Below are 24,878 nucleotides of genomic sequence, written 5' to 3' on the forward strand. Positions count from 1 at the left end.
ATCTACACCAGCGTGTTAGGGCAATTCGTTATTGATCGCTTTAATCTTGTGGATCGCAAGGTCAGCACCCTTGTACTCGTCTTCTTCGCTTAGGCGAATACCGATCAGGGCCTTAACCAAGCCATAGATGGCAAAACCACCAACCAGCGCGATGGTGGCACCCACCAAAGAGCCAATCAACTGACTCATAAAGGTCACACCGCCGAGGCCACCAAGGGCTTCCAAGCCAAAGATGCCGGCAGCAATACCGCCCCATACACCACAAAGACCGTGAAGTGGCCATACACCCAGTACATCATCAATTTCTGGGCGTTTATTCTGCAGGTAGGTAAATACGATGATAAACAGTGCACCCGCGACGACACCCACCACAAGTGCGCCAATTGGATGCATCAGATCTGAACCCGCACAGACGGCAACAAGGCCTGCTAACGGGCCATTGTGAATAAACCCTGGATCGTTTTTACCAAACAGCATCGCAACAACGATTCCACCCACCATCGCCATTAGAGAGTTGAGTGCGACCAGGCCAGAAATGCCAGTCAGTTGTTGCGCTGACATTACATTAAATCCGAACCAACCGACGGTCAGGACCCATGCGCCAAGGGCCAGCATAGGAATGTTTGAAGGCGCGAAACCAACAACCGTACCCCCTTTGACGCGGCCTTTACGGGTGCCGAGCAGTATGATTGCGGCCAGTGCGATCCAACCACCTACACCATGCACAACAACAGAGCCAGCAAAGTCATGGAACTCAGCCCCAAAGCTTTCCGCCAACCAGCTTTGGAAGCCAAAATTACCGTTCCAGATCATACCTTCGAAACTTGGATATAGCAGAGCAACGCAGAGTAGCGAAGCAAGGAGCATGGGATAGAAGCGTGCGCGCTCGGCAACACCGCCACTAACAATGGCCGGGATCGCGGCTGCAAAGGTCAGTAAGAAAAAGAATTTGACCAGCTGGTAGCCATTGTCGGCTGCCAGTGTGCTGGCACCACTGAAAAAGTGTTCTCCATAAGCCAGCCAGTAACCAATAAAAAAGTATCCCAGTGTTGAGACGCCAAAATCGGTAATGATTTTAACTAAAGCGTTGACCTGGTTTTTTTCTCGAACTGTGCCGACTTCCAGAAAGGCAAAGCCTGCGTGCATCGCCAGTACCATAATGGCACCGCCGAGAATGAAAAGGGTGTCTGCGCTTTGTAGCAGGGTCTCTACTGCGCTGTTGATATCTTCCACAACTCCTCCAGTGATAATTCATGCACCTAAAATGTGCAAAATGCGTCATTTGGGTGCAAAAACTGCACACCATGCATGCACAAGGTATGGGCATTAGCTTCTTGGTTTACTTTTTATTGTTATTATTCAGGTTGTTATCTGTTAATTATTTGGGTGGATATTGCGTATCAGAGGACTCGCAACATGCACCTCAATGGAGGTGCATGAAATGTGCCATTGCGCTTGAAAGGAAAACTGAGGGGTTAGAAATACTTCTGAATATCTAGTTTGTGGGCTTCTGGCTTTTCACAAGAAGCGATTTTATCGTTGCATTTGGGATCGGCCAGGTCAATAAACTCGACGTCGATATGGCGCTGGTATTTAGTATGATAAAACACTTTAACTTTCGGTTTGGTTAACTCTTTTTCATTGGATTCAATAACGATGCCGAGTTTTTCGCTTTCGAGTTTCACCAGTGTTCCGACAGGATAAATACTCATGCATCGAATGAATTCAAGCACCAGGTCTGAATCAAGCTGGTCAGGGCACAGGCCTTTTAAAATGCCCAAGGCGGCGTTCGGAACCATGCCTCGTTTGTAGCAACGGTCAGCAGTTAGCGCGTCGTAGATATCGACGATCGATACCATACGACCATATTTGCTTATCTTTGCTGAACTCAATTTGTATGGATACCCCTGCCCATTCAACTTCTCGTGGTGTTGGATGATCACTTCCATGGTTAGTTTGGGGATTGCTACTCCGCTCTCCAGCACCACATCACGACTGAACACAACATGGCTCTTCATCAAATCGAATTCTTCCGGCGTCAGTTTGCCAGGTTTGTGAAGTACTTCTTCTGGGATCCGGATCTTGCCAAGGTCGTGCAGCAAGGCTCCCAAGCAGATCTCATCGGTAACCTTTCGGTCCAGTCTGAGGTGCTTGGCGAACACTGCCATCAAAATAGATACATTGATCGAGTGCTCGAGCAGGTATGAATCTTTTTCGCGGATGCGAGTGAGGCAAAGCAGTGCATCTTGGTTTCTAAACACCGAGTCGATAAATGAATCAGTAAGCTCTGCCATTGGCTTAATTTCAATGGGCTTGCCTGATGCTATGTCATCGAGTGCTTTTTGCTGTAAAGAGCGGGCTTCGCTGTAGAGTTTCTGAGCCTTGACCATCTCCTCTGAGAAGGTTGTGCTCGCGTGCTGATCAGGCTTTTTTGTGGCGGTTTGTTGAGACTGTTCCTGTGAAGCGGGTTCTGAAACTATGTCGTCCCCTTTATCGGTATCAATGACAACTTCCAACACGCCTTTTGCGCGCATCAACTCTATAACCCGTTCGCTGGGGACCCTGCCTGCTTTTTTGATGTTGTGATGTTTTCCGCCAGCTTGCTTAGCAATACTGTCGACATACATGCCTGGGCAGAGGGAGTCTATTGGGATGTTTTTCAGCATCTAACTACAGGGCAAGCCAACTGTGACTGGGAACTTAACTGGATTTTAACGTAAGCATGCGGAGCGATATACCTAGGTGATCACACTCCGCATGCAAGGCTGGGCCTAAGATTGTAAATAGAGAATTACTGTTAGAACAGTTCCTCTTCCGCCTGCTCACCTTCTGGTCGCTCAATGTCAAAAGGTGAGTCCGGTGTAAGTTCAACGTAGTTTGTTGGTTCAGTGCCCTTGATGAAGTATTCGAAACGACTGGTGTGGTCTGCCCTTCTTGCCAGCTTGCCTGAGTCTCTGTCGATTCTGACACTGACAATATTCTGAGGCACAGGGAGAGGGCTTGAAGGCACACCATCAAGTGCGACCTTCATAAATTTATTCCAGGCTGGCAGGGCTGTTTTGGCGCCAAACTCTTTGCCTGTGATCTGATCTGCGCCCAGGTTAGCGTTTCTAGATGCTGCCCCCAGGTTACGTTGGTGATCGTCGAACCCTATCCATGAAGTGGCCACTAATTGGCTGTTATATCCAGAAAACCAAGCATCTTTCGCTTCATTGGTGGTTCCGGTTTTACCTGCGATATCACGTCGCTTCAGTTGCCTAGCAGCGCGCCAGCCGGTGCCGTTCCAGCCAGTCCCGTCACGCCAACTGCCGCCACCCCAGATGGCACTATTTAGGGCTTGGGTTACCAAGAAAGCATTTTGTTCAGTGATTACTCTGGGCGCCAATGAGGCCTGCTCAACCGGCGTTGCGGGTGTCAAAGGGAACTGATCACTATCCGCTTCTACACCAGAGTGTTGTTCACAGCGGTTGCAGGCTATTTTGGGGCTTGCTTCATAGATGATGTTTCCCTGTGGATCTTCAATCCGCTCGAGCAAAAACGGTTCAACCAAAAAACCACCATTTGCAAATGTAGCGAAGGCAGTTGCCACTTCCATAGGAGTTAATGAAGCGGAACCAAGTGCCAGCGATTCGTTTCTTGGCAGCTCGCTGATATCAAAGCCAAAACGTGTCAGATAACGGCGTATATCGTTCAAGCCCACTGCGCGGAGCAGACGTACTGAAATAACGTTCTTGGACTTAGCCAGCGCCATACGGAGTCGGGTTGGGCCTTCATACACTGGTGGTGAATTTTTCGGACGCCATGCAGTACCCTGACGAGAATCCCACTGATTAATCGGGGCATCATTAATGATACTGCCAAGGGTAAAATCCTGATCTAATGCCGCTGAATAGATGAAAGGTTTGATGTTGGAGCCAACTTGGCGTTTCGCCTGTGTCACTCGGTTGTACTGGCTAAATTGATAGTTGAATCCCCCTACCAATGCCCGGATGCCACCGTCTTCAGGATCCAGCGCGACCAGAGCTGCATTAGCTTCGGGCACCTGTGCTAGAGAGAGCTCTCCGCCCTCAGATGTCCGTACCCACACTTGATCACCAGGTGATAGGATCTCTGCAGTGGTTTTGGGGGCTGGGCCTTGGCGTTCGTCACTGATGTAAGGGCGGGCCCAGTGCATACCTTCCCATTGCATTTCGCCTTGAAGTCCACCTTTTACGGCGATAGTTGCAGTTTGCTCTGTGGTTGATAATACGACAGCAGGTAGCAGATCGCCTACGGCGGAAACGTCATCCAGATATTCGAAAATTCTATCGGTTGCCCATCCTTCTCCGGATTCTTCGGCAAGGCCCTGCTCATCTGTCGAAGGTTGCAGTTTCGCATTTGAGCCGTCATTCCAAAGTTGCTTCACTGCGCCGCGGTAGCCGTGACGAGTGTCGTAATTAAACAAATTGGTGACCACTGCTTTTTCTGCGGCGCGTTGGAATTCGCTATTTACCGTAGTGTAGACGTTGTAACCACCGGTATAGGCTTCCTCCTCACCAAGTAAATCTACTATCTGCTGGCGAATCATTTCAGAAAGGTAAGGGGCGTAAATGCCAACCTGAGGCCCATGATATTTGCCTGTGATTGGTGCCGCGTCAGCTTCAGCAAAAGTAGCTTGGTCAATCGCACCAACCTCCAACATTCGCCTCAATACATGATGGCGGCGGTCTTTTGCTCTCTCTGGAGAACGAATAGGATTTAGCAACGAGGGGGCTTTTGGCAATCCGGCTATTACAGCCATTTGCGCCAAAGTTAATTCGTCTACTGATTTTCCATAATAAACTTCTGCCGCTGCTCCAACTCCGTGCGCGCGATAACCTAATGGGATCTTATTTAAATAAAGTTCGAGGATCTCATCTTTGGTTAAAAGTTGTTCAATATGCCAAGCGAGGAATATTTCTTTTATTTTCCTCATGTAGGTTTTTTCGCGAGACAGGAAAAAGTTTCGGGCAACCTGCATTGTAATAGTACTTGCGCCCTGCCTTTTTTCACCTGTCATTACTAGAGTGGTAAAAGCACGTGCAATGCCTATAACATCGATACCTGGGTGGTCGTAAAATCGCCAATCCTCAGTTGCCAGAAATGCATCCACCATAGAGGTGGGTATTTGATCCATCTCCAGCGGAATACGTCTTTTTTCACCAAACTGGGATAATAATTCACCATCTTCGCTATATACCTTCATCGGTGTTTGAAGGCGCATAGTTTTTAGCGTTTCTACATTTGGTAACTCTGGAGATATATAAAAATAGAGACCAACAACGGCAGTCATGCCTGTTAAAAACGAGGTGATTAAAAAGATCGACAGCCACTTAATCCACTTCACGGCGGGAAACTCCAGGAAGACTAATTTTCAATTCTGTGATCAGAGAGGCGTAGTATAGGGATCTTCCTCATAAATAACGAATAGTTTTGAGAAGTCGACAGTTGGATGGCGCCTCGAACTGTTCTATGCTAACAGCCAGCATCAGAAAAATTAACATAATATCAATCTTTCTATTTATTCAGGGAGCTTGGCAAAGGGTCATGCTGAAGGGTTTTTTAGAACAGCAAACCCCCCAAATGGTTGGAATAGACATTGGTTCTAATTCAATTAAGGCTGTTTTGTTGTCAAAAACAGCGGATGGTTACAGGCTAGATGGCGTTGCTCAAATGCCTGTACCGAAAGGGGCGGTTGTAGATCACGAGATTCAAGACATTGAAGCTGTAGGCGGTGTTATCAAAACGTTAAGGAAACGCTTTGATCGTAAAGTCCGCCTTGCAGCTGCAGCTGTTAGTGGATCTTCAGTGATGACAAAAGTGATCTTCATGGATGCTGCTTTGTCAGACAGTGAAATGGAAGAGCAGATCCGCATTGAAGCGGATAACCTTATTCCTTATGCGCTCGATGAAGTGAGCCTGGATTTCGAAACCATCGGACCAAATAGAGCCGACCCCACTAAAGCTGATGTGCTCTTGACAGCTTCCCGAGCTGAAAATGTCGGAGCCCGAGTTTCAGCATTAGAAGAGGGCAGCTTTGGTGCTAAGGTTATCGATGTCGAGGCGTATGCTCTGGGGCGTAGCGTTGAGCTGATGATTGCTCAACTTGATGGCGCCAGTGATAAGAGTGTCACAGCTATCGTAGACATTGGCGCTAATATGACGACGTTTAGTTTTGTCGTCGGTGGTGAAGTGGTTTACACCAGAGAGCAAGCTTTCGGTGGTGAACAGTTCACTCAATCGCTGATGTCCTATTACGGGATGGAACATGCAGAGGCCGAATCGGCCAAGCTGACCGGCGAATTGCCTCGTAATTATACTTTCGAAGTCCTCGCTCCTTTCCAAACTTCACTCATTCAACAGCTTCGTAGAACTATTCAGATCTTTTCTACCTCCAGCGGTTACGACAAAGTCGACAATTTGATTTTGGCTGGTGGTACCGCGCAGTTGGAAGGTATTGTTCAGCTGCTTTCAGATGAGCTCGGAGTGGAGACCGTAATAGCCAATCCATTTGCAGGTATGACGTTAGCGGATGAGATTGCACCAGAGGCCATTACCACTGACGCGTCAAAATACGCTGTTGCCTGTGGTTTAGCGTTGAGGAGTTTTAGTCAATGGCACATATAAACCTCCTCCCATGGCGTGAAGAAGCTCGAAAACGACGGCAGAATGCGTTTACCGCCATACTGGGTGCTGCTGTACTCGCCAGTGTCCTGCTTATGTATGGCGTCTACTCAATCATTGGTGGGGTTATCGACGGCCAACGGCATCGTAATGCTTACCTACAGCAAGAGATTCAAGTTTTAGACAGGCAGATCGCAGAGATCAAAGAGCTTCGAAAGAGAAAAGCTGAACTGGCTCAGCGGATGAAATTGATTTCTGATCTACAGAAAAACCGAAATATGGTGACTCGTATTTTTAATGAGTTGGCCGCGTCGGTGCCCGGTGGTGTTTACATGACAGAGTTAGATCGAAAATCTGGTGATATACAAATTACCGGGCGATCTGAATCTAATAACCACTTGTCTAATCTGATGCGTCGTGTCGTTAACTCGTCTTGGTTGACAGACCCTACATTGCAATCGATTTCTGCTGATCCAAAAGAGCCTAAATTGAAAAGCTTCTCTATGCGTCTGAGAGTTAAGGAAGCCGCACCCGCAGCTGATAATCAAGCTAAGGGGGCCAAGTAATGAATTTTGATCTTAAGCAGCTCAATGAAGTCGATCTGAATGAGCTGGATCTGAATAACATCGGCGAATGGCCGCCTGTAGTTAAGGCCATCTTCGTCGGTATCGTTTCAGTATTGACCTGCTTTTTGTTCTACTACTTTTTGATCAGTGACCAACTCGATGATCTGTCCAGAGAGCAGGCGCGTGAAGTAGAGCTTCGTGAGCAGTTCCGCTCTAAGTATCACCTTGCTTCGAGAGTGAAAACATACCGAGAGCAGATGAAAACGATGGAAGAAACCTTTGAAAATCTTCTGCGTATTCTTCCTGCAAGTCACGAGACCCCGGGTCTACTTGACGATATCACTTACGTTGGTACCACCCACGGCCTTGAGTTTGTCAAGATCAATTGGGAGCCTGAGCGTCCACAGGAGTTTTATATCGAGCTTCCCATCGCCATTGTGGTTGAAGGTGATTACCACCAGTTTGGTGATTTCGTATCAGATGTGTCTGCTCTGCCGCGTATTGTGAGTTTGCATGACTTCGCTATTAAACGACTTGACGAGACCAAGTTGCAGATGAGTATCTTGGCCAAAACCTACCGCTATAAGGAGGCTGAGTAATGAAGAAGCTTGCTCTAATCGCCTTGCTTAGTGCGGGCATGGTGGGATGCGGTGACGACATTGCAGACTTGCAGGAGTTTGTGTCCTCAGTTAAGGCGACCCAGTCAGGTTATGTCGAACCAATGCCTGAAGTTGCGCCTTTCCAACACGAGGATTACGTGGCAAATGAGCTGCGTAGCCCATTTGTTGCGCCTCAGCCTGAATTGATTGTTGAGGCGGTAGAAGTTGTAAAAGATTGTTTGACGCCAGATGTTAATCGTATCAAGGAGCCTCTGGAGGCCTATGCACTGGATAACCTCACCATGAAAGGTACGGTGGGAGATGCTGAAGGTCTGTGGGCCTTGATTCAGACTGATGACGGTGGCCTTTTCCGTGTTCGTGCGGGTTACCATATGGGGCTCTATTTTGGCTTGGTAACGCAAGTACGCCGAGATGGGCTTGACTTGATTGAATTGATCCCTGACGGCTCAGGCTGTTGGGTTGAGCGTTATACAGACGTAGCGCTGGCGGAATAAAAAGTAGAATTCGGGTATGGATATGTTTACTAAACGGACGGTGAGGCACTTTGGCCGTGTGGTTGGGTCAATAACTTCGGGAGAGTTGAAAGCCGTGATTTCGAATAGGCTGGTAACATTGTTCTTATGCTTACTGCTGTTGCCTGGCGCAGCTAATGCAGCACAGCTGAAGGACATTCGTTATAACGCGGTGGTTGAAGATCTGCTGGAGATTGAGCTGATTTTTGATGCACCAGTAGAGGATCCAGAGAGTCGCGTAAATCACCGACCCACTGAGATTGAGTTCCGTTTTCCAGACGTAACATCAGACTTGGACTTACGCAGTATTCCAATTGATAAGGCTGACGTGCGCGGGCTTAGCCTGCAGGAAGGTTTCCGTGGGATGAAGATGGTAGTAGGGCTTAAGTCTCTGCGACCTTATCGTACTCAGCGTAAAGGCAACTCATTCATTATCAGTATTGGTAATGAAGTGGTTGCAGGCCCTACGCCTGACGATGTGTTCCTGAATCGAATTAACGCGTTGGACTTCCGTCGTGGCGCAGAGGGTGAAGGCCAGTTCCTGGTTTACCTCGAAGGTCAATCTGCTGCTGTAGATGTGACTCAAAAAGGCGACAAGCTGATCGTTGAGTTCCATAACACAGACATCATGAAAGAACTTATCTACATGATGGACGTTATCGACTTCAACACACCGGTAAAAACCATCGAAACATTTAAAGGTGAAAACTATACGCAGTTTATGGTTGAACCTTTGACTGACTATACCTACAACTATTATCAGCTTGATAACCTGTTTACACTGACTGTTTCGCCAATCGATGAAGATGCAGATGATGTCTCTGATCAATATGCCGGTCAGCCTATCTCTCTGAACTTCCAGGACATCCCAGTTCGTACCGTTTTACAGATTATTGCTGATTACAACGGCTTTAACCTGGTAACTACCGATTCTGTATCGGGCAACATTACCCTTCGCTTGGATGGTGTTCCGTGGGACCAAGCATTGGACATTATCCTGAAAGTTAAAGGTTTGGGTAAGCGTGTGGAAGGCCGTATTCTGATGATTGCGCCTTCTGAAGAACTTGCTGTACGCGAAGCGAATGAGCTCAAGGCTGAGCAAGAGGTGAAAGATCTTGCCCCGCTTTACTCTGAGTATATTCAGGTGAATTACGCTAAGGCTGTTGAGCTGGTCGCCATTATGACTTCCAGTGAAGCAGCGCTGCTCTCTGATCGCGGAAGTGTATCTGTAGACGAGCGTACAAATACCCTGTTAGTGCGTGACACTGCAGAGCGTCTAGAAGATGTGCGCCGCATGATAGACATACTCGATATTCCTGTGAAACAGGTCATGATCGAAGCGCGTATGGTGACCATTAACGATAATGTCCAGGAAGACTTGGGTATTCGTTGGGGTATCACTGATACCTTCGATGATGGTGCCACTTCGGGTACTCTTGAGGGAGCTGATGATGCTGCGTCAGGCATTGTTCCCGCACTTGATGACCGCTTAAACGTTAATCTGCCGGTAGCAGACCCTGCAGGTAGCATCGCCTTCCAGGTCGCTAAGTTGGCCGACGGTACCATTCTTGACCTCGAACTTTCAGCTTTGGAGCGCGAGAACAAGGGTGAAATTATCGCAAGTCCACGCATCACGACGGCGAACCAGAAAGCGGCTTATATCGAGCAGGGTACCGAAATCCCATTTGTCGAAGCCGCGTCTTCTGGTGCGACTTCTGTTACCTTCAAGAAAGCGGTATTGGCACTGCGTGTGACACCTCATATCACACCTGACGATCGCATTATCCTTGACCTGACCATCACTCAGGATACTCAAGGTGATACCGTGCCAACAGGAACCGGTGTTGCAACTGCCATTGATACGCAGGAAGTCGGCACGCAGGTGTTGGTTAATAATGGCGAGACAATCGTACTTGGTGGTATCTACCAACAGGAAGTTCGCCGTGCAGTCAGTAAGGTTCCAATTCTGGGTGATCTGCCTGGTGTTGGCTGGATGTTCAGAAACACCAGTGACTTCAATGAGAAGCGTGAGATCCTTATCTTTGTTACGCCACGCATTGTGACTGAAACCTTCTAAAGGATAGCTTTTGAGTTACCGAAGAAAGGGGAGCTAGGCTCCCCTTTTTGTTCTTTGATTGCCAAAAGGCATCATTTATTGAGATAATGCCCGATTGTTCGAGGGTCCTTGACTTTTTAAGGAGAGACCGCGGTATTCATCTGTTTAATCGGCTGTAGACGGCAATGGCAGAAAAAAGAAATATTTTCCTTGTTGGCCCCATGGGGGCTGGTAAAAGCACAATCGGTCGCCATTTGGCGCAAGAGCTTCATTTAGAGTTTTTTGATTCTGATAGCGAAATCGAAAGTCGCACGGGTGCGGATATCGCATGGGTTTTCGATATTGAAGGCGAAGAAGGCTTCCGCAAGCGTGAAGAGTCTGTTATCAACGATTTGACCGAGAAACACGGCATCGTGCTGGCTACCGGTGGCGGATCTATCATGAGTAAAGAAAATCGAAACCGACTTTCTGCTCGTGGCATCGTCGTTTATCTCGAAACGTCTATCGACAAGCAGTATGCGCGTACTCAGCGTGATAAGCGTCGCCCACTACTGCAAACAGATGACCCACGTAAGACGCTTGAAGATCTTACTGAAATGAGAAACCCACTCTATAGCGAAATTGCAGATCTGACGGTCAAAACCGATGAGCAAAGCGCTCGTGTTGTTGCAAATCAGATTATCAAAGAATTGGGCTTCTAGAAGTTTTATAGGATAGGGGTAGGCCATGGCGCTTCTCAAGGTTGAGTTGGGTACACGTAGCTACCCTATCTACATTTCCCAAGCAGCATATAAAAACGCTGACAGCGTTGCGGATCATGTCGCTCGCAAACGCGTAATGATTGTCACAAATGAAACTGTGGCGCCTTTGTATTTGGACGGATTGCAGTCTGTTTTGACGACGGCCGGTAAGGACGTCGACACCGTTGTTTTGCCTGATGGTGAACGCTTTAAAACGCTGGATACCCTCAATCTCATTTTTACCGGGTTGCTGGAAGGCAACCATGGCAGAGATACAACAATTATCGCTTTAGGCGGTGGTGTTATAGGCGACATGGCTGGGTATGCTGCTGCCAGTTATCAACGCGGTGTCGATTTTATTCAGGTTCCAACGACTCTGCTCTCTCAAGTTGATTCTTCGGTTGGTGGAAAAACGGCCGTCAACCACCCGCTGGGTAAGAATATGATTGGCGCTTTTTACCAGCCTAAAGCGGTTTTTATCGACATTGATACTTTAACTACGCTTCCAGCACGCGAATTTGCGGCAGGCATGGCTGAAGTGATCAAATACGGCATAATCTATGACGCTGAGTTCTTTTCCTGGTTAGAAGGGAATATTGAAAAGCTAAAGCAACTCGAGCCCGATGCGTTGACATACGCGATCGAAAGGTGTTGTCAGATTAAAGCCGAGATTGTTGCAGCTGATGAAACAGAGAAAGGTGTTCGTGCACTACTAAACCTCGGCCATACCTTTGGGCATGCTATCGAAGCTGAGCAGGGTTATGGCGTTTGGTTGCATGGTGAAGCAGTTGCGGCAGGTATGATGTTGGCAGCAAAGACGTCACATTCATTGGGGCTCGTCGACAGCAATTGTGTAGCGCGCATTTCCAATTTAATCAGAGCCTTCGACTTACCTGTTGAAGCACCTGAGGGCATGACTTTCGAGCAGTTTATGACGCATATGATGCGCGATAAAAAAGTGCTTGATGGCAAGCTGCGCCTAATTCTTCCGACTTCGATTGGTGCCAGTGAAATCTTTGATAACCTAGATGAGTCTCTGCTGAGACAGGTTCTCGCTTGAATCCCTTTGTTTTGCTGGAGCGATAAGTGGCAGCAAATAGCTATGAAGGAAGAAATGTATTCAACTCGCAGCTCCAGCTTCAAGAGCGGCTTGGCTTTTTGGTTGAATTCGATTCCAATATTGTTCTGCTTCAAGGGCCAAGAGGGGCGGGTAAAACCCATACTCTGGTCAGTTATCTTTCTTCACAAGATGGCGATATCAGCCATGCGTTGATCAGTTGCGGCCCAAACCATTCTGATGGTCATTATCGTCAGCAAATTCTGACCCAGCTCGTCCCCAACCCCTTGTTTGATGAGAGTGATTCTCTGCTGGATAGCTTCACCAGGATGCTAGAAGGCTCCCACGCTCGGTTTTTACTGGTCCTTGATGACGCTGATCTGATTTCAGAAACGCTCTGGCTGGAATTAGTTGCTCTGGTTAATTATTGCCGCGCCAGTGATTCAATTCAGATGTCAGTTATTGCAGCCATTGAGGCAAGCAGCATTTCGCAAACGATTCCTGAAGACGTTTTGCTCAACGTAAGCATGCCACCTTTGACTCCCAGCGAACGTCGTGAGTATTTGTCTGAGACTTTGGGTTCTGATGAGCGCAAGATGATGCTAAATTCGGAAGCAATTGAGCGTCTCTTACAACAAGCAAGAACACCTGAGTCAGTGCTTGCTTTAGCGAATAAGATTCGAGGAGGTAAAGTGGCTGAAGCTTCGTTTCCGTGGAAACACGCGGCATTGGCTGCTGTTATCGCCATCGCCTTAATTTCTCTGGTGTTATGGGAATTTGATGACAATACTGACCAGCGGCCAGAGCAGCCTGAATCAATCCAAGCTTTAGATACGGTTGAACCGCTGACTGACACTGCTGTCATTGCAATAGAAGAGCCCATTGCTTCTCCACCTGATGAGGCGGCACCAGACGTTATTGCAAATGCAGACGAGATCCTACCGCCACAAATCGACAATGATCCTCTAGAGCTTGAAGCTGCTCCGGCGCCTGAGCAGCAAGTTGTTGTAGAGTTGCCCGATGAGTTATTGCAAGAAGCCGAACGTGATAACCTCATTGATACTTCTCCCGCAGTCGAGCCTAACAGTACAGAACCAGAAGCCGAACAAATTGAGCCGGAGCCGCTTCTAAGTGAAGATCCCGTACAAGCCGAGCAGCCTGCGCTGGAGACGCCGCTTGAAACCGTGCAAGAATCAAAACCTGAAGTCTCACTAGCTGGGGAGCAACTCATTGCAACCTGGCCAGCTAGCGGTTACACCCTTCAGCTCGGGGTATTCTCTGATGAAGAGGTGATGAGGCGATTTAACCAAAGGGAAGATATCAAAGCGCTGGAGCCTGACCTGGTTCGTTACGCCATAGCGAAAAATGGCAACATGCGCCATGTAATACTGCTGGGTTCCTTTGCCACAAGAGCAGAGGCTACGGCTTATTTGGAACAACTTCCAGAAACAATCAAGAAACTTAAACCTTGGACTAAACAGATTGCTGCTGTGCACAAGGACATAGATCTGAAGGAGCCGACGCGCGGTGAGTAGTAAAGTGCGTGCTTTCCTTAAATGGGCAGGTGGCAAATACAGTTTAGTTGATGAGATAAACCAGAGATTACCCGCAGGGGACACGTTAGTAGAGCCCTTTGTTGGTGCTGGCTCTGTGTTTATTAATTCTGATTTCAAGCACTATCGCTTAAACGACATCAATCAAGACTTAATCAATCTTTATCAACTCTTAGCGGATCAAGGCGACCGGTTTATAGCTAAAGCTAAGCCGCTTTTTTCGGAAGATAACAATAAGGCTGAGGCCTATTATCATCACCGCGAGCAGTTTAATCTCACCGAAGATCCAGAATTGCGAGCTTGCTTATTCCTCTATCTAAATCGACATGGTTACAACGGTCTGTGCCGGTATAACCGTAAGGGGGGGTTTAATGTTCCCTTTGGTCGATATAAACGTCCCTACTTTCCAGACAAAGAGATGGCGTTTTTTGCGGAAAAAGCCAAACGAGCAACGTTTACCTGTTTACCATTTTCTGAAGTGATGCGTAGCGCCAAACCGGGAGAGGTTATCTACTGTGATCCACCCTATTGGCCACTGAGCCCCACGGCCAGCTTCACCTCCTACCATGGCTCTGGTTTCAATCGCAGTGAGCAGGAATTGCTGGCCCAGGTATCGTATGAGGTAGCAGCCAAAAATGGCGTTCCTGTGCTGATTAGTAATCACGAAGTAGAGGATACTCGCCGGCTCTATGGACAGGCGTCATTGGATCGTGTTCAAGTGAAGCGTACCATCAGCCGGAATGGTGCAGGCCGGGTAAAGGTTAATGAATTGCTTGCGCTTTATCGGCCAAAATCACTAGCTGGTTGTAAAGACTAGCTAGGGTCTGTTGACCTTTTCTGTTTGTTTTTGCAGTAATATGTTGGTGATTTAGGCGAGGCAGAGGCTGTGAAGTTGAGTGGCCCTCAATAAATAGCCGATAACGAAGCATAAATCGCCAACAAATGCTGCCCCTTCTTTTGAAGGAAATTGGGGGTCGTTGAAACACGTTCCGAGCCGCGTCATTCGCTCCTTACTTAGGTCGCTAAGTTACGCAGCTCACTTCTTGCTCAAAACGTGTTTCATTCGAACAAAATCCATACACTAAAGGTCAGCAGACCCTAATACCAGGTTAACTAAGAATACGAGACTTAATACCAGAAGTGCAGCCATTACCACGCCGGTAACAATATAGGGTAATGGGCTCTTGTCGTTAAAATCCCGCCGCCTATTGGCTTCGCTCTGAACACCAAAAAACGCACTGAGTGTCGAGGAGACAAATCTGAGTGCGTTTTTCATTTGAAAATTAGTTGTGATTCTGAGAAGCAGTTAGCTTACGACTTCTCTGGTGCGATAGGCTTTTTGGGTTCGCTGCTGCTGGATATCAACTCCAACAGGTCGATGAAATGGTATTCGGCCGATCGGCTGTCGCCAGCCAGCCATGCCCACCAGCTTTCATTCGAAGCTTTGTTTTGCAGGGAGCAGCGGTTAGCCGGGTGGCTTGTTGGTAGACTGGGATCAAATGCCACGCTATCCATATCGCACGCGCAAGCCTCACCCAGCGACGGTGCAGAGTGGTAGTTCACTGCAACTCCCGAACTTGCTGCGACCACAAGTACAGCGGAAAGAAGATATTTTATGCGTGTCATTTCACTGCCTCCCTGACAGAGATTCCCTAAATATACCACTAGGAATTGGCAGCGACTATCCCTTGAGTGTTAAATAAAGGTTAAATATTAACCTTTGGTGGTGTTTTTGTAACCAGCGCAATTAAAAAACGCCACCCTATGTGGTGGCGTTTTATTGAACGATTGACCGGTTTTACAGGTCGATACCGATCGAGTAAGAAACAACCGCAACCATATCGTCGTTATCGATATCGGTGTCGCTCAGCATAAAGGTGAAGTCACCAGCGTCTGTGCTCTTGGTCAGGCTAGCGTTGTAGTTTACATAGTCTTCCAGAGAGTCATCATCAAAGTCGAAGTTACCAACAGCAAAACCAAGTGTCAGACCATCTGCGATTTCGAATTCAGCAGTTGCCTCAAGATAGAGAGCGTCTTCTAATTCATCGACATCGTGGTTCGTGGTGTAAGCAGCAGATACGCCGAACCATTGCCAGCTCACGCCACCATACACTTCGCCAAAGTCATACTCGCCCAGATTGTCTTCGTCTGCATCAGGGTAAGCGTAATAGATGTAACCAACATCGTAACCGAAGTCACCGATTTCGCCGGCATAGCCACCGTAGAAATCCAGCTCGTAAGAAGCCTGGTCATCGTTGAAGTCAACGTTAGAAGCCCACGTACCAACGTAGATGCCTGACGCATGTTCGTAGTCGATGCCACCGGATACTGCCGCAGCATCATCGGTTTGAGTAACACCACGCCAGAGGTAGTTGCTGGTCAGACCAACGTTAGCTGACAAGCCTTCTACCGCGTGTGCGTTTGAAGAAGCGAGTGCTGCAACACCCAAAACTGAGCTAATAGCAAGTGAAAGTGCTTTTTTCATTTTAATGTTTCCTGGGTTTGGAATTATCAGATTTGCTTATAGCTAGCTTTGTGCCAAACTTTTTAAGTCATTGGTATTTAATAATAAAAGAGGTTTTTTGGAGTTTTTCTTTGAATTGAACAAAAGGCCGGTTGGAACATCTTGGTGCAACCTGATAACGCATAGTTACAAAATGTTCACAAATGGTGCATCGCCTTAAATGGGTGCAACCTTTAATAAAGACTTCGGCTGAAAAAAGTGCAGATTACGCGTAAAATGACGCCTTTAAAAACTTGCAGAGCAGCGCGCTATGAAACCCTACCTAATTGCACCTTCCATCTTGTCTGCTGATCTCGCTCGCTTGGGTGAAGATGTTCAGCGTGTACTAGATGCCGGTTCTGACGTAGTTCACTTCGATGTGATGGACAACCACTATGTGCCTAACCTTACCTTCGGCCCGATGGTATGTAAGGCATTGCGTGATTTTGGCATCGAAGCGCCAATCGACGTGCACCTGATGGTATCTCCAGTAGACGCGCTGATTGAACAGTTTGCAGATGCTGGTGCAAACATGATCAGCTTTCACCCCGAAGCAAGTGCACATGTCGATCGGTCATTGCAGCTAATCAAGGATAAAGGGTGTCAGGCGGGCCTGGTTCTGAATCCCGCTACGCCACTGTCTGTGCTGGACTATGTCTGGGATCGTCTCGACTTTATCCTGGTGATGTCCGTGAACCCTGGTTTCGGTGGTCAGGCTTTTATCCCTTCTGCCTATGACAAGATCGCGGCGCTGCGGGCATTAATTGATGAAAAAGGACTGGATATTCGTTTGGCCGTCGATGGTGGTGTGAAAGTGGATAACATCGGTGCGGTGGCGAAAGCCGGTGCAGATATGTTTATTGCCGGCTCTGCGATCTTTGGCAAAGATGACTATGCCGAAGTCGTCAGTCAATTCAGGCAAGAACTCAGCGCTGCTAACTAGTTCTATGAAGGCGCCAAAGTTTGCTGACATCCATGCCGTTGCGTTTGACCTCGATGGGACGTTGTTAGACAGCGCCCCGGATCTTGCTTTTGCGGTTAATCAAACTCTCCTCGCTCTGGGCAAGCCAACGGTTAGCTTGCCCCAGGTAGCTGGTTGGATTGGTAATGGCATTGAAGTTTTGGTTAAGCGTGCTCTATCCGATAGTTTCGACATCTGTTCCCGTTTGTCACAGCAGGAATGCCAAACGGCGATTGCGCTTTTTAAAGAGCATTACGCTGATGCCTTGCACGGCTACAGCAAGTTATACCCAAATGTGTTGGATGTTCTGAGTCAATTGAAAGAGGCAGATATTAAGGTCGCTGTTGTCACCAATAAGGCAAGGCAGTTTGCGCAGCCGCTGGTTGAACAGTTTGGTATGTCGGCTTTCGTAGACTTGCTTGTATGCGGTGATTGCTTGCCGGAAAAGAAGCCTTCACCTCTGCCACTGACTCATTGTCTGCAGCAATTTGGTTTGTTGAACGCGCAAATGGTGATGGTGGGCGACTCGCGTAATGATATTCAAGCCGCAAAAGCAGCCTCAATCCCTGTAATTGGCTTGACCTATGGCTACAACTACGGGGAAGATATCGCCCTTTCATCGCCTGACGCGGTCATTGATGATCTGGGTATGCTGCCCGATCTGTTAGGTATGCGAAGCCTAGTGGCTTAATCGCAGAGTTATTGTTTTATATATTTAGGAAGATCCCTCATGTCTAAACCCATCGTCCTCAGTGGTTGCCAACCTTCTGGTGGCCTGACTATTGGTAACTACTTCGGTGCGATCCGTAACTGGACTAAGTTGCAGCAAGAGAACGAATGCCTGTTTATGCTGGTGGATCTTCATGCGATCACCGTCCGCCAGGAACCAGAGTTGCTGCGCGAGCGCATCTATGATGGCCTAGCATTGTATCTGGCATGTGGGCTGGACCCCGAGAAAAGCGCAGTATTTGTTCAGTCTCATGTCCCTGAGCATGCTCAGTTGGCTTGGGCGCTTAACTGTTACACCCAGATGGGTGAACTGAGCCGTATGACTCAGTACAAAGACAAATCGGCTAAAAACGTTAATAACATTAATGTGGGCTTGTTTGACTATCCGGTTCTGATGGCCGCTGACGTGCTGCTTTACCAGGCCAATAAGGTGCCGGTTGGTAATGACCAGAAGCAGCATCTCGAACTGACCCGTGACATTGCTGACCGCTTTAACAACCTTTATGGCGATACCTTTGTTGTTCCTGACCCGTTTATTCCTGAAGTGGGCGCTCGCATTATGAGTCTTCAGGAACCGACCAAGAAGATGTCGAAGTCGGACGACAATCCGAATAATTACGTACTGATGCTGGAAGAGCCGAAGAAGATCGAGAAGAAGATCAAACGCGCAATGACGGATTCAGACGAACAGGCACGTATCTACTTCGATCCAGAGGAAAAAGCGGGTGTTTCCAATCTGCTGACACTGCTTAGCTGTGCGACGGGTGAGTCTGTAGAAAGCTTGGTCCCTCAGTATGAAGACAAGATGTACGGGCATCTGAAAAAAGATGTGGCTGAGGCTGTTGTTAACCTGCTGGAGCCTATTCAGACTCGTTATCACGAGCTGCGTAAGGATGAGGCCGCCCTGCGTCAAATCATGGCGATAGGTGCCGAAAAAGCTTCTGTTAGAGCTGCGGAAACGCTGAAAACGGTTTATGACCGTATCGGACTGATTGCAAAGCCTTAAGAGCCGTTATCCCTGTTACGATAGGCTGCTTCGGCAGCCTTTTGTCGTTATGGGGATTCAGATTTTGCTCTGATTCGCCTAGGATCTGCCCCATGCTGCTAATGATCGATAATTACGACTCTTTTACCTACAACCTCGCCCACTATTTTTCAATGTTAGGGCAGGAGGTTGAGGTGGTCAGAAATGATGAGATAGACCTGGTGCAAATTGAACAGAAGTCGCCAGACTATCTGGTCATCAGCCCCGGCCCTAGCACCCCCAACGAGGCAGGCATTTCTTTAGCTGCCATCGAAGCCTTTGCTGGAAAAATTCCCATTCTGGGTGTCTGTTTGGGCCATCAGGCCATAGGCCAGGTTTTTGGTGCAGATGTTGTTCTGGCTAAGTCAGTTATGCATGGCAAGACATCCAGGCTTTATCACAATGGACAGGGGATGTTTTCGGCATTACCTTCCGAGTTTAATGTTACTCGGTACCACTCTTTGGTTCTTTCTCTGGATACGCTGCCAGGCTGCCTTGAGGTTACGGCCTGGACTTCTGATGAGTCTGGCAAAATTGATGAAGTGATGGGGATAAAACATCGAGATTTACCGATTGAAGGCGTCCAGTTCCACCCAGAGTCGATATTGAGCGAGCAGGGGCATGCGTTGCTGCAAGGATTTCTTCGCCGTTACCAGCCAAGGGTATGACATGGGTTGCAGTGGATCCCATATCTTGCGGTAGACGATAGCCAAGGCAATGCTCGTCTGCCTAGACTTAGTGAAGCTGAGTCTAATTGATAAATCTATGCCGAACCCTCTTTCCAGTCCCAGACGCCGCTTTTCCTGTACGGAAGACAAGCCTGATTCACCTTCTTCGAATCCAGCGCATTTAATGGCTGAACGCCATATCGACTTTTTAAGTGGTATTCGTTTCCACACACCTGCAGAACTGATGGATCTGGAGGTTCAGCATCAGCAACAAATGAAAGGGCTAGCAGTTGAAATCGAACGGCGTAGGAAGGCAGCTAAACAATCAGCGCAAAAAGAGATGCTTAAGGCTACATTGCAGCAGCGACTGACAGCGCAGACAGAACAAAAGCTTCTGGAATCGATTAATGAAGATTGGCGTGCAACCCACCGCAAATTTCCGATAAACCCCAGGCTCAGTGAGGCCCTACAGTTACTGGAAGGAGGTGCGCCGGAAAATCACCTTGCTATGCAGCTCAGGCAGAGCTCCTGGTTGGCAAAAGAACTACTCAGCACGGTTAATTCACCAGCATTTAGAGCTACCAGTGGCCACCGTGAGGCGGTGACAGATCTCAGCCATGCGCTTGCCAGTTTGGGCCGAGAACGCCTCCATGGCACCCTGGCACAGTTTCTCTGCGAACAGTTGAAGTTAACTGAGGATGCTGCATACGCTCAAACGGGGCGACGTTGTTGGCAGTATGCTGTTGTTAAAGCGAATACAGTTGCCTTGATAGCGCAGGCAGAAGGACTGGATGTCGAAGTGGCCCGCAGGCTGGCTTGGAATGATAGCTACGGTTTGCTGGCGCTTATCTACCTGATTGAGTCTGTTCTTTCTCCGTTACGCAATCATCACTTACATCAAGCAAGAGTGGGTGGTAAAACCTCGATACATCAGCTTCTCAGTGACATTACCCCTCCGCCAACATTGACCAAACGACTGCTGTTAGCCCAGCAGGAGACACTTTCTAAGCGACTACTTGGAGATATAGCGCCTGCGTGTAAATATTCCCATACAGTGATGAATGAGCGTTGGTCGTCACTTCCCTTGCGCCTGACCTCCCCCTATTGTCGTATATTGTTGCGTGCAAACGCATATGCGCAGTATTTCAGCCTGAATGAGCAGCGCAGGATCTTGCCTCAAGAGGCTGTAAAGTTGATGCAACAGCTGGGTTTTTCTGGAGAGGATTTACAGGAGTTAGACCGCCAGAATCTGAAAAAACAACGAAAATAAGAATTTCTTCAATACGTCTATGCAATGATTATGCATTTTAAGTGGGTTTATCCAATCTAAAGTGCATAATTAAGCGGTCTTTAATCAAAATTTCACAACGTCTTCACATCAGTGGATAATGCGACTACACCAGTAATGTCTGACTCGCCTTGATATCGAACAATTATTAGCCGGCGAGTGACACCGAACTCATTGGCTACAGGAGCCCTTTATGTCTACGTCGCAAGTTTCCCGCGAACTGTTTGATTCCGTCATGGTACCCACTTACGCACCTGCAAAAATGATCCCAGTGAAAGGGGAAGGCTCTCGTGTTTGGGACCAGGAAGGTCGTGAGTACATCGACTTTGCAGGCGGTATCGCGGTGAACTGTCTAGGACATTGTCATCCGGTAATGGTGGATGCGCTGAAGCAGCAGGCAGATCAACTGTGGCATCTGAGTAACGTATATACCAACGAGCCGGCCCTTCGTCTGGCAAAACTGCTGACCGAGACAACCTTTGCTGAGAAGGTATTTTTTGCCAACTCAGGTGCAGAAGCCAATGAAGCAGCTCTGAAACTGGTCCGCCGCTACGCGGTTGATAACTTTGGTCCAGAGAAAGACCAGATCATCTCGTTCAAGCAAGGCTTTCATGGCCGTACTTTCTTCACTGTCACTGTGGGTGGTCAAAGCACCTATTCCGATGGCTTTGGACCAAAGCCAGGCTCAGTTGAACACTCAGATTATAACGACCTGGAAGCGCTGGAAGCCTTGATGTCTGACCGCACTTGCGCGGTGATGATGGAGCCTATGCAAGGCGAAGGCGGTATCATCCCTGCAGACAAAACGTTTGCTAACGGCGTGCGCGCTCTGTGTGACAAATACAATGCGTTGTTGGTGTTTGATGAGGTGCAGACAGGTGTTGGGCGTACAGGTGAACTTTATGCCTACATGGGACTGGGAGTGACTCCTGATGTCCTGACCACGGCAAAAGCGCTGGGTGGCGGCTTCCCCGTTGCAGCGATGCTGACCACTGACAAACTGGCCCCTTCATTGAAAGTGGGGACTCACGGCAGTACCTATGGCGGTAATCCATTAGCGTGTGCTGTGGCAGAAGCTGTTTTTAGTTTTGTAAACACGCCGGAAGTACTTGAAGGTGTGGTCCACCGACATCAGCTGTTCCGCGATGCACTTGAGCGTATCAATGCTAAGTATGATGTGTTTAGTGAAGTTCGAGGTAAAGGCTTGCTGGTAGGTGCAGCTCTGAATGAAAAATATGCAGGACGCGCCCGCGATTTTCTAAATGCGACCGTAGCTGAAGGCACAATGATGCTGGTGGCAGGTCCAAATGTATTGCGATTCACCCCTTCCCTGATTATCCCTGAAGCGGATATTGAAGAAGGTTTGGCACGTTTCGAGCGCGCAGTGGCTAAGGTTGTCGCTGGCGAATAAGTCAGTATTCCCCAAAGGAGTTATGACTATGCTAGTGATCCGACCGATCCGAGAAGACGATTACGCGTCTCTTTATAAGATCGCCTGTGAATCGGGTATTGGCTTTACCTCTCTGCCGGTAAATGAAGAGCTTCTCCGCTCTAAAATTACTCGTGCAGTGCGTTCCTTTTCTCGCCGGGCTCACAAGCCCGGCCCAGAAAGCTATCTGATGGTAATGGAAGACACCAGTACCGGCGAAGTGGTGGGAACCTGCGGTATCGAGGCCTGCGTTGGTTTAACCGATGCGTTCTACCACTATCACGTAGGTAAGGTGGTGCACTCTTCCCGTGAGTTGAAAGTTCATAATACGGTTGAAACTCTAACTCTATGTAACGATTACACTGGTTCGGCAGAGTTGTGTACGCTGTTCTTGCGTGAGTCGCATAGACGTGGTCTCGCTGGCAGGCTGCTGTCTCGCAGTCGAATGCTACTGATGGCTGAGCACCCTGAGCTGTTTGGTTCACCTGTGATCGCAGAAATGCGAGGTGTATCTGATGAGCATGGGCGTTCACCATTCTGGCAATGGTTGGAGCAGCACTTCTTCTCGATGGATTTCCCAACGGCTGACTATCTGACGGGCATTGGCCAAAAAGTGTTTATTGCTGAACTCATGCCCAAGTACCCCATCTACGTGAACCTGCTTAGCGAAGCCGCTCAGGATGTGATTGGCAAGGTGCATGAAAAAACCCAGCCGGCACTTCAGCTGCTGAAAACAGAAGGATTCAGGTGTAAGGGCTATGTGGATATCTTTGATGCTGGTCCCACAGTAGAAGCTGAGTTGAGCCAGATCCGGAGTGTCCGTAACTCGCAACGCCGTCACCTGCTGATTGTTGACGAGGTAGAGGTGGCTGAAGCTGAAGATTTCATGATTGCCAATACCCAACTCGCCAACTATCGCTGTGCGTTAGCGAAAGCCAAGCTTGATGATGAAACCGGTGCGGTACTGCTGACAGCAGAAGCTGCAGATGTATTGTGTGTGAAACAGGGGGATCCCCTGCGCGTCCTGGCCGTGAAGTAAGCCACGAGGAAAAAAGAATGACAGAAAAGGTTCAATGTATCGATGGCAAGTGGCTGGCTGGCAGTGGCGAACTGTTCAGTTCAGTTAATCCGGCAAACGGTGCCGTCGTGTGGCAAGGCAACGCGGCTGACTCGGCACAGATAGATCTGGCGATCAGCAGTGCCCGGGCGGTTTCTTTCGAGTGGGCACAACGCAGTTTTGAGGACCGCCTAAGCATCATCAGGCAGTTTGGTGAGCAGTTAGCCACATCTAAAGAGAGCCTTGCGCTGGCGATTGCTCGAGAGACTGGTAAGCCTTTGTGGGAAACCCGCACTGAAGTCGCAGCCATGTTGGCAAAAATCGATATTTCGGTAAAAGCGTACGAAGAGCGAAGTGGAACGACGGAAAAGCCAATGCCGGTTGGTCGCGCCGTTATCCGCCACAAACCTCACGGTGTGGTGGCAGTATTTGGGCCGTATAACTTCCCAGGGCACTTACCTAATGGCCATATCGTGCCTGCCTTGCTGGCCGGCAATGCCATTGTGTTTAAACCCAGTGAACAAACACCTATGGTCGGTCAGGAGATGGTTCGACTATGGAATGCTGCTGGATTACCCGCCGGTGTTATCAACATGGTTCAGGGCGGAGCGGATACAGGTAAACACTTGGCTGGCCATCGCGGCATTGATGGATTGTTTTTCACTGGGAGTTCAGCCACAGGTAAGATCCTTCATCAACAGTTTGGCGGTCAACCTGAGAAGATACTTGCACTGGAGATGGGCGGAAATAACCCGCTTCTAGTCAAAGATGTCGCTGACCATCGTGCCGCGGTGCATGACATCGTCCATTCAGCCTACATCTCCAGTGGCCAGCGTTGTACCTGTGCCCGTCGCCTGTTCCTCCCTTATGGTGAAGAGGGGGATGCGATACTTTCACGATTGGTCGAGGCAGTTAAGCAGATCCGTGTTGGTGGACCTGAAGATGAGCCTCAGCCCTTTATGGGGCCCGTTATCTCTGCAACTTCGGCAGACTCGATGATGGCAGCGCAAGCGAACTTGGTTTCGTTGGGTGGTGAAGTGCTGGTTGAAATGACCCGTGGTGACGCCAGCAGTGGCTATGTTACTCCTGGCCTGATCGAGGTAACTCAGATTGATGAACTACCAGATCAAGAGTATTTCGGGCCGCTGTTACAGGTGATCCGTTACCGTGACTTTGAACAAGCGCTCGATGTGGCAAACGACACTCGCTACGGTTTGTCTGCTGGTTTACTAAGCGATCGCCGTGACCTTTATGAGCTGTTCTATAACCGTATCCGAGCTGGCATCGTCAACTGGAACCGTCCTATTACTGGTGCCAGCAGTGCAGCGCCCTTTGGCGGCGTCGGCGATAGTGGTAACCACAGACCTAGCGCGTATTACGCAGCTGATTACTGTGCTTATCCTGTTGCTTCCGTCGAGGTTGAGCAAAGCATACTGCCAGAGAAGCTAAGCCCGGGCTTGGTGATCGACTAAC

Annotated in this window: 23 protein-coding genes; 17 read left to right on the forward strand and 6 right to left on the reverse strand. The window is 48.6% G+C overall.

Annotation, left to right across the window (positions count from 1 at the left end):
* Positions 1-15 precede the first annotated feature (15 nt).
* From ABEA14_RS05795 to ABEA14_RS05805, 3 genes are all read right to left on the reverse strand, one after another.
* Positions 16-1,233, reverse strand: a complete 1,218-nt coding sequence (locus ABEA14_RS05795; RefSeq protein ID WP_345338938.1) for an ammonium transporter — start codon at positions 1,231-1,233, stop codon at positions 16-18.
* A gap of 242 nt (positions 1,234-1,475) precedes the next feature.
* Complete coding sequence (locus tag ABEA14_RS05800; protein ID WP_345338939.1) at positions 1,476-2,666, reverse strand: HD-GYP domain-containing protein; 1,191 nt, start codon at positions 2,664-2,666, stop codon at positions 1,476-1,478.
* A 131-nt stretch (positions 2,667-2,797) separates the two neighbouring features.
* Positions 2,798-5,365: a penicillin-binding protein 1A gene (locus ABEA14_RS05805; RefSeq protein WP_345338940.1), complete on the reverse strand. Its 2,568-nt coding sequence runs from the start codon at positions 5,363-5,365 to the stop codon at positions 2,798-2,800.
* Positions 5,366-5,565: 200 nt separating this feature from the next.
* On the opposite strand from ABEA14_RS05805, the gene ABEA14_RS05810 reads away from it, so the two are divergent.
* From ABEA14_RS05810 to ABEA14_RS05850, 9 genes are all read left to right on the forward strand, one after another.
* Positions 5,566-6,645 carry a pilus assembly protein PilM gene (locus tag ABEA14_RS05810; RefSeq protein ID WP_345339411.1) on the forward strand — a complete coding sequence of 360 codons (1,080 nt, stop codon included), beginning with the start codon at positions 5,566-5,568 and terminating at the stop codon, positions 6,643-6,645.
* On the forward strand, positions 6,633-7,208 hold the full coding sequence (locus tag ABEA14_RS05815; RefSeq protein WP_345338941.1) for a PilN domain-containing protein: 576 nt from the start codon (positions 6,633-6,635) through the stop codon (positions 7,206-7,208). The genes ABEA14_RS05810 and ABEA14_RS05815 overlap by 13 nt, the downstream gene beginning before the upstream one ends.
* On the forward strand, positions 7,208-7,807 hold the full coding sequence (locus ABEA14_RS05820; RefSeq protein ID WP_345338943.1) for a type IV pilus inner membrane component PilO: 600 nt from the start codon (positions 7,208-7,210) through the stop codon (positions 7,805-7,807). The genes ABEA14_RS05815 and ABEA14_RS05820 overlap by 1 nt, the downstream gene beginning before the upstream one ends.
* A complete protein-coding gene (locus ABEA14_RS05825; RefSeq protein WP_345338944.1) occupies positions 7,807-8,322 on the forward strand; it encodes a pilus assembly protein PilP in 516 nt (171 codons plus the stop codon). Before ABEA14_RS05820 ends, ABEA14_RS05825 begins: the two co-directional genes overlap by 1 nt.
* A 22-nt stretch (positions 8,323-8,344) precedes the next feature.
* The gene (locus ABEA14_RS05830) at positions 8,345-10,417 is read left to right on the forward strand and encodes a type IV pilus secretin PilQ (RefSeq protein WP_345339412.1); all 2,073 of its coding nucleotides are present in this window, start codon (positions 8,345-8,347) and stop codon (positions 10,415-10,417) included.
* A gap of 164 nt (positions 10,418-10,581) precedes the next feature.
* Complete coding sequence (gene aroK, locus ABEA14_RS05835; RefSeq protein ID WP_345338945.1) at positions 10,582-11,097, forward strand: shikimate kinase AroK; 516 nt, start codon at positions 10,582-10,584, stop codon at positions 11,095-11,097.
* Positions 11,098-11,122: 25 nt separating this feature from the next.
* Positions 11,123-12,196, forward strand: a complete 1,074-nt coding sequence (gene aroB, locus ABEA14_RS05840; RefSeq protein WP_345338946.1) for a 3-dehydroquinate synthase — start codon at positions 11,123-11,125, stop codon at positions 12,194-12,196.
* A 26-nt stretch (positions 12,197-12,222) separates the two neighbouring features.
* On the forward strand, positions 12,223-13,728 hold the full coding sequence (locus tag ABEA14_RS05845) for an SPOR domain-containing protein (RefSeq protein WP_345338947.1): 1,506 nt from the start codon (positions 12,223-12,225) through the stop codon (positions 13,726-13,728).
* A complete protein-coding gene (locus ABEA14_RS05850; RefSeq protein WP_345338949.1) occupies positions 13,721-14,563 on the forward strand; it encodes a Dam family site-specific DNA-(adenine-N6)-methyltransferase in 843 nt (280 codons plus the stop codon). The genes ABEA14_RS05845 and ABEA14_RS05850 overlap by 8 nt, the downstream gene beginning before the upstream one ends.
* A 264-nt stretch (positions 14,564-14,827) precedes the next feature.
* Here the strand turns inward: ABEA14_RS05850 and ABEA14_RS05855 are convergent, their stop codons facing one another.
* The 3 genes from ABEA14_RS05855 to ABEA14_RS05865 all read right to left on the reverse strand — a co-directional run bounded on the left by ABEA14_RS05855 (position 14,828) and on the right by ABEA14_RS05865 (position 16,231).
* Positions 14,828-15,022: a DUF2970 domain-containing protein gene (locus ABEA14_RS05855; protein ID WP_345338950.1), complete on the reverse strand. Its 195-nt coding sequence runs from the start codon at positions 15,020-15,022 to the stop codon at positions 14,828-14,830.
* A 35-nt stretch (positions 15,023-15,057) separates the two neighbouring features.
* Positions 15,058-15,372: a hypothetical protein gene (locus tag ABEA14_RS05860; protein ID WP_345338951.1), complete on the reverse strand. Its 315-nt coding sequence runs from the start codon at positions 15,370-15,372 to the stop codon at positions 15,058-15,060.
* A gap of 172 nt (positions 15,373-15,544) precedes the next feature.
* A complete protein-coding gene (locus ABEA14_RS05865; protein ID WP_345338952.1) occupies positions 15,545-16,231 on the reverse strand; it encodes a TorF family putative porin in 687 nt (228 codons plus the stop codon).
* Positions 16,232-16,520: 289 nt separating this feature from the next.
* Between ABEA14_RS05865 and rpe the strand changes: the two genes are divergently transcribed.
* From rpe to astD, 8 genes are all read left to right on the forward strand, one after another.
* Positions 16,521-17,192 (forward strand): ribulose-phosphate 3-epimerase, encoded by a 672-nt coding sequence (gene rpe / locus ABEA14_RS05870; RefSeq protein WP_345338953.1) that lies wholly within the window; start codon positions 16,521-16,523, stop codon positions 17,190-17,192.
* A complete protein-coding gene (locus ABEA14_RS05875) occupies positions 17,143-17,901 on the forward strand; it encodes a phosphoglycolate phosphatase (protein WP_345338954.1) in 759 nt (252 codons plus the stop codon). Before rpe ends, ABEA14_RS05875 begins: the two co-directional genes overlap by 50 nt.
* 39 nt (positions 17,902-17,940) lie before the next feature.
* On the forward strand, positions 17,941-18,945 hold the full coding sequence (gene trpS, locus ABEA14_RS05880; protein WP_345338955.1) for a tryptophan--tRNA ligase: 1,005 nt from the start codon (positions 17,941-17,943) through the stop codon (positions 18,943-18,945).
* Positions 18,946-19,037: 92 nt separating this feature from the next.
* A complete protein-coding gene (locus ABEA14_RS05885; protein WP_345338956.1) occupies positions 19,038-19,631 on the forward strand; it encodes an anthranilate synthase component II in 594 nt (197 codons plus the stop codon).
* A 184-nt stretch (positions 19,632-19,815) separates the two neighbouring features.
* Positions 19,816-20,901, forward strand: a complete 1,086-nt coding sequence (locus ABEA14_RS05890) for an HDOD domain-containing protein (protein WP_345338957.1) — start codon at positions 19,816-19,818, stop codon at positions 20,899-20,901.
* A 211-nt stretch (positions 20,902-21,112) separates the two neighbouring features.
* A complete protein-coding gene (locus ABEA14_RS05895) occupies positions 21,113-22,330 on the forward strand; it encodes an aspartate aminotransferase family protein (protein ID WP_345338958.1) in 1,218 nt (405 codons plus the stop codon).
* 28 nt (positions 22,331-22,358) lie between these two features.
* Positions 22,359-23,387 carry an arginine N-succinyltransferase gene (gene astA, locus ABEA14_RS05900; protein WP_345338959.1) on the forward strand — a complete coding sequence of 343 codons (1,029 nt, stop codon included), beginning with the start codon at positions 22,359-22,361 and terminating at the stop codon, positions 23,385-23,387.
* A 17-nt stretch (positions 23,388-23,404) separates the two neighbouring features.
* Entirely contained in the window at positions 23,405-24,877 is a 1,473-nt protein-coding gene (gene astD, locus ABEA14_RS05905; protein ID WP_345338961.1) for a succinylglutamate-semialdehyde dehydrogenase, read from the forward strand.
* Position 24,878 lies beyond the last annotated feature (1 nt).

It is taken from the genome of Corallincola platygyrae (assembly GCF_039544265.1).
Lineage (GTDB): Bacteria > Pseudomonadota > Gammaproteobacteria > Enterobacterales > Neiellaceae > Corallincola > Corallincola platygyrae.